The sequence below is a fragment of the Moorena sp. SIO2C4 genome (assembly GCF_010672485.1).
GTDB lineage: Bacteria > Cyanobacteriota > Cyanobacteriia > Cyanobacteriales > Coleofasciculaceae > Moorena > Moorena producens.
This window is the reverse complement of record NZ_JAAHGN010000541.1, coordinates 1-5,009: the sequence shown is the minus strand read 5'-3', so window position 1 is coordinate 5,009 and position 5,009 is coordinate 1. Positions and strand designations below refer to the sequence as shown.

Sequence of the window (5,009 nt, the reverse complement as noted above, 5' to 3'; positions counted from 1 at the left end):
GTAACCTGATTGCCTATTTCCACCTCTTTGTCAACGGTTACAACAGTTGACAAAGACGAATTACCATTTTTTAAAATACCTTGGGATAAGGGGGTTAACTCGGGTTCAGTGCTTCTTCGGTAGGAGCGGCGTCTTGAGAGTTGTTGATTTCGCTGTTCATAATGTTGTTCAACAATATTAATCAGCTGAAAGTAAAGGGCAAACGCCCGTGATGCTCGGATAGCCTCATTAAGGTCAAGCTGCTTGATTAAATCAGCTACTGAGGATTGAGGATCTTCAGTTGCTTGTCCTTCTGGAGAACACAATTCCCGCAGTTGCTTGAGTAAATCGACGAGTTCCTGACCACATTCAGATAGGAGAACAGATTCCCACATATCCTCTACAACTTTAAGTCGATGGCGCAGAAACAGGTCAGAAGTAGCGGGGAAGGTTGATTCTTGATTAGATGGAGATGGGAGCAAACTCATAAGCTCTATCTATTCCCTATACAAAGCTAATCTATTTTACGGGTTTGAGGTTCTTTGGAGTAATTAAGGAACAAGAATTTAAATTTCTTGGTAAAGCTCACGGAAGCTTAACATCTTTACATTAACTTTAATACTAAACCAACTTGTTGAGTATCTGTAAAAATCATTAAATTTATGAAATTTGACTATTGGGTGTAACTGTGAAACTGCTAAGCTTAATAAGTTTTTCTTGAACCATGACCCCAGTGTGGCTACTTCCCCCAACAGATTTGCAACTATTGAACCATGATGTCCATCTCTGGCGTGCGCAGTTGGAGCTGAGTGAATTATTGATTGAAAAATTGGCAACTACTCTTTCTGAGGACGAGCAGCAAAGAGCTCAGCGATTTTACTTTGAGCGGGATCGGAAGCATTTTATAGCAGGTCGGGGTCTTTTGCGCCAAATCTTGGGTCGCTATTTGGCCATGAACCCACGCCAAGTGGAGTTTTGTTATGGAAAGCGGGGCAAGCCAGCACTCCAGGAAACCTCTGGGGGCAGAAGACTCCGTTTTAATGTTTCTCACTCTCATGGACTAATTCTGTATGCTATTACCCGGGATCAGCGCATTGGCGTTGACCTAGAATATCTGCGACCAATGCCAGATGCTGAGCAACTCGCTCAACGTTTCTTTTCCCCCCAAGAGTATGCCGTGATTTGTTCTGTGTCTGAGGAGCAAAAGCACAAGGCATTTTTTCAGGGATGGACGAGTAAGGAAGCCTATCTCAAAGCAATTGGTGAAGGACTAGCTGGCTTGGAACAAGTGGAAGTTTCTGTAAATCCAGCTGAACCGACTGCCTTGCTGAGCATCAACAAAGACCCTCAGGCAGTTTACCCTTGGTCTATAGCTGGTTTAACCCCTGCGCCGGGTTACTTTGCCTCGTTGGTTGTCGAAAGAAAAGATTGGCAGTTAAGTTGTTTTGATTACACCGAGGAATCAGTCCCTGGTTAGAGTGTGGAGTGACTGGGTGTAGGGTAAAATTAGGCCGTAATCCTAACTGGTTAATCGTAACTGAACCAGATCAAGTAGTTTGCATCGGAATGCGATCGCTTATATCATGTCAGGATAATTACCCTTAATAAAAATTTCCCCCATCTCCCCATATTCCCCTCCTGGGAGGGGTTAGGGGTGGGTTCCCATCTCCCCACACTTTCCACCCTCCCCACCCTCCCCGCGCCCCCCAAAATTGATGGGTATTCAACCAGAATTGATATTAGGGGTGACCGGGGGAGCCTCAACACCCATTCACCCCGAACGGGTGTATAATCTTACCGTAAAATGGCACTAAGTAGGGATAGATTGTCACATCTCCCACACCTTTTTATAGGGGTATGCCTATAGATTGATAGGGCTGAGTTATCTTAGTTGGGTAGGTCGTGACTTGTCGATCATCGCTAGGCAAACGGGCACTCCCCTGATCCTAAGTTAGGGTGTCCACATTAGCCTCTGGAGTCGGCGACAGTCGCTTCATTCAACATTTGTTTTTTTAAAATTACCTCAAACTACCTTGGAAAGGAGTCAGTCGTGGCAAGTCATAAAATCCTGGTAATCGATGATAGTACGGTAATCCGCAAGCGTGTCAAAGAGATGTTACCTCCGGGGTTTGAAGTCCTCGAAGCTAAAGATGGGGTGGAGGGAATTAATTTAATTTACCAGGAAGAACCTAACTTTATAATGTTAGATTTTATCCTGCCAAAAATGAGTGGATTTGAGATTTTTGATAAACTTCAAAGTGAGCCTAAATTACAAAGAATTCCTCTGGTATTAATGTCAGGTCGAAAAGAAGAGGTAACTGCTAAAATTAAAGAACCTTTTAAGTATTTTGCCTTTATTGAAAAGCCTTTTAATAAAAAGCAGCTGACGGACGCTATCAAAGAATCTATGCAAAAGGCTAAGAAGCGACCAGCAACTCCTGCACCACCAACAATTAGTGCAGCTACCGATCAGTCCTCAGTCGCATCAGCTCAAGAAATTGCACAGTTGAAGGCAAAGGTTGCCAAAATGCAGAAAGAAATTGATGCCTTGAAGAAACAATTAGGTCAGCTGGTGACCTTTATTAAGCAAAAGTTGAAGTAGTTTATGCAAGTATAAAGGATGAAGTATGTTCTTACTTCATCATTCATCCTTCACTAATTCTTAGTCCAATTACTCCAACTCACGGCGTCCTTCTAAGGCTCTAGCTAAGGTTACTTCATCTGCATATTCTAGGTCTCCCCCCATGGGTAAACCAAAGGCAATCCGGGTCACTTTGGTAAACGGCCTGATCAGTTGACCTATATATAGTGTGGTTGTCTCCCCTTCTACACTGGGATTGATGGCTAAAATGACTTCTTGAATCGTTTTCTGGCTGACTCGTTGTACAAGTTGCTGGATATGGAGTTGTTCTGGACCAATGCCATCCATGGGGGAGATCACTCCTCCCAGAACGTGGTATTTACCTCGGTACTCGCGGGTTTTTTCGATGGCAATCACATCCCTTGAGTCGGCAACTACACAGATAGTCTTCTCGTCCCGGTTGGAATTGCGGCAAATTTGGCAGACGGGTTCAGCAGACAAGTGAAAGCATACTCTACAGAAACCAACTTGTTGTTTGGCTTCCACCAACGCTTGCGCTAGGGCTTTGACTTCCGGTGTTGGACGCTTGAGGATATGAAGGGCTAGTCGTTGGGCAGTCTTTGGACCAACTCCAGGCAGGCGTTGTAGCTCTTCAATTAAGCGAGCGAGGGGGCGTGTGTAAACCATCTATTGACACTCCCCGCCCTTGAAGGACGGGGATTCTTTCTTCAAAGGGATTCCAACGAATTTACCCTCAGAAAGCATCTTGACCGTGTGTCCCACGGCTGCAAGTCCGCGCATAGCGACTACTTGAGCGGCTGCAACATCTCTACTGGTTGTGTAGCCGCAATCTTCGCAATGATGAACACGCTCAGCTAACGTCTTTTTCCCAGTTTCAGTTAAGCAGTTGGGACAGATCTGACTAGTCTTTTTGGAGTCTACTTTTTGAAAATAGACGCCACGCTTAAAACAACATTGCTCTAATATCTGGAAAAACTGTCCCCATCCTGCATCCAAGCAGTGCTTACCCAACATCCCTCTGGCCAACCCTTTAAGATTTAGATCTTCAACAAAGATCATTCCAGCCCAATCACAGAGATTATGAGCTAATTCCCAGTGGTAATCTTTTCTGACGTTAGCAATTCGTTCGTGTAACTTACTGACTTTCTTTTGTGCGAGCACACGGTTTCTACTTCCAATGCGCTTCCTACTTACCCTCTTTTGCAGCAATTTAAGCTTGCGTTCAAGGCGTTTGAAAGGGCGTGGATTAGGAAACAAAGCACCATTGCTAACAGCAACAAAATGTGAAATTCCGACATCAATCCCCAAGGCTTCTCCGTGAGGCATGACTTGGGGAACATCTACATCCCATGCTAGAGTGAGCATCACATACCAACCGGAGGATCTCTTGACTACTCTAGCTTGCTTGACTACAGCATCAGCGGGTATCTCCCGTGATTGCCTCATCTTCACCCAACCAATCTTGGGTAGTTTTACTCTGTTAGCTTCAAGGGGCTTGACTCCTAGTTGTGGAAAGACAAAAGACCGCATTTGTCCCTGCTTCTTAAAGCGAGGAAAGCCATGTCCTTGTTCCCACATACTTACAAAGGCTTTTTCTAACCTTTTGAGTGTTTGTTGCAAGACATGAACTTGAACAGCTCTTAATTCTTCAATAGCTTTTCTGGCAGCAGTTAAACCACGACACTGACTGGCATAAGTAGGACGTTTAGCATCGGCTGGGATAATGTATTCCCTAGGGAGAGAGCAGGCGTTAATTTGACAGCTACGAGACTTATACCAGTCCTTGCGTTCGACTAAAGCGTAGTTATAAACCTTGCGGCATTGCTCCAACCAGTCTTCAAATAAAGAGACTTGCTTGGCAGTTGGCTTCAGTTTAAACTCGTAGGTTAAATTAAACAATTGGCTTTCCTCCTTAAGCTCAGGATAACACATTTTTGAATAAAGGTGCAAGCGTTAGCTCAATAAGTGGGATGACATGCTCAAAGCCGCCCTAGAAGGGCGGGGCTTGAAACCCATTATTTTTGTTTGGTCAAGAATCGGGAATCGGGAGTAGAGAATCGGGAAAGTGTTCATGGACAATTTAGTGCTGCTAGATCATGGGATTTTTAGAATCACAGTGGCAAAACAAAACATTAGAATAAGCTCAGCTATAAGATAAATAGATCTAGATAGATCTGCGATCGCATTTTATCCGCCCCTATGAGTACAACCCCTGATTTCCTGAGCCACCTCAACCCTTCCCAACTTCAAGCCGTTGAACATTTCTGTGGTCCGTTGTTAGTTGTTGCTGGTGCCGGGTCTGGCAAAACCCGATGCGGTTACCATCTGGTTTGAATTTGACTGTCCCAGTTACACCTGAGTAACTAAAATTTTTATTCCTTAAGGCTTCTTGTAACTTGATTCGATTGGGGTTTGGTAAAGTCTCTAA

General features: G+C 44.3%; 5 protein-coding genes and 1 pseudogene. 3 read left to right on the top strand and 3 right to left on the bottom strand.

Going from position 1 to position 5,009, the window contains the following annotated elements; translation table 11 throughout:
* The coding region (locus F6K20_RS23925; RefSeq protein WP_287296279.1) for a phosphoenolpyruvate carboxylase at window positions 1–467 on the bottom strand (467 nt) is incomplete at its 3' end.
* A gap of 236 nt (window positions 468–703) precedes the next feature.
* Between F6K20_RS23925 and F6K20_RS23920 the strand changes: the two genes are divergently transcribed.
* Window positions 704–1,456 carry a 4'-phosphopantetheinyl transferase family protein gene (locus tag F6K20_RS23920; RefSeq protein WP_008188013.1) on the top strand — a complete coding sequence of 251 codons (753 nt, stop codon included), beginning with the start codon at window positions 704–706 and terminating at the stop codon, window positions 1,454–1,456.
* A 573-nt stretch (window positions 1,457–2,029) separates the two neighbouring features.
* Complete coding sequence (locus F6K20_RS23915) at window positions 2,030–2,581, top strand: response regulator (RefSeq protein WP_008188012.1); 552 nt, start codon at window positions 2,030–2,032, stop codon at window positions 2,579–2,581.
* Window positions 2,582–2,650: 69 nt separating this feature from the next.
* On the opposite strand, the gene recR is transcribed toward F6K20_RS23915, so the two are convergent.
* Both recR and F6K20_RS23905 read right to left on the bottom strand, forming a co-directional pair.
* Window positions 2,651–3,247, bottom strand: coding sequence for a recombination mediator RecR (gene recR, locus F6K20_RS23910; protein ID WP_008188011.1), 597 nt, complete (start codon window positions 3,245–3,247; stop codon window positions 2,651–2,653).
* Window positions 3,248–4,480 carry an RNA-guided endonuclease InsQ/TnpB family protein gene (locus tag F6K20_RS23905; RefSeq protein WP_287296277.1) on the bottom strand — a complete coding sequence of 411 codons (1,233 nt, stop codon included), beginning with the start codon at window positions 4,478–4,480 and terminating at the stop codon, window positions 3,248–3,250. It lies immediately after the preceding gene.
* A gap of 300 nt (window positions 4,481–4,780) precedes the next feature.
* Here F6K20_RS23905 and F6K20_RS23900 point away from each other — a divergent pair.
* Window positions 4,781–4,894 (top strand): annotated as a pseudogene (locus tag F6K20_RS23900) (UvrD-helicase domain-containing protein); the annotation flags it as partial.
* Window positions 4,895–5,009 lie beyond the last annotated feature (115 nt).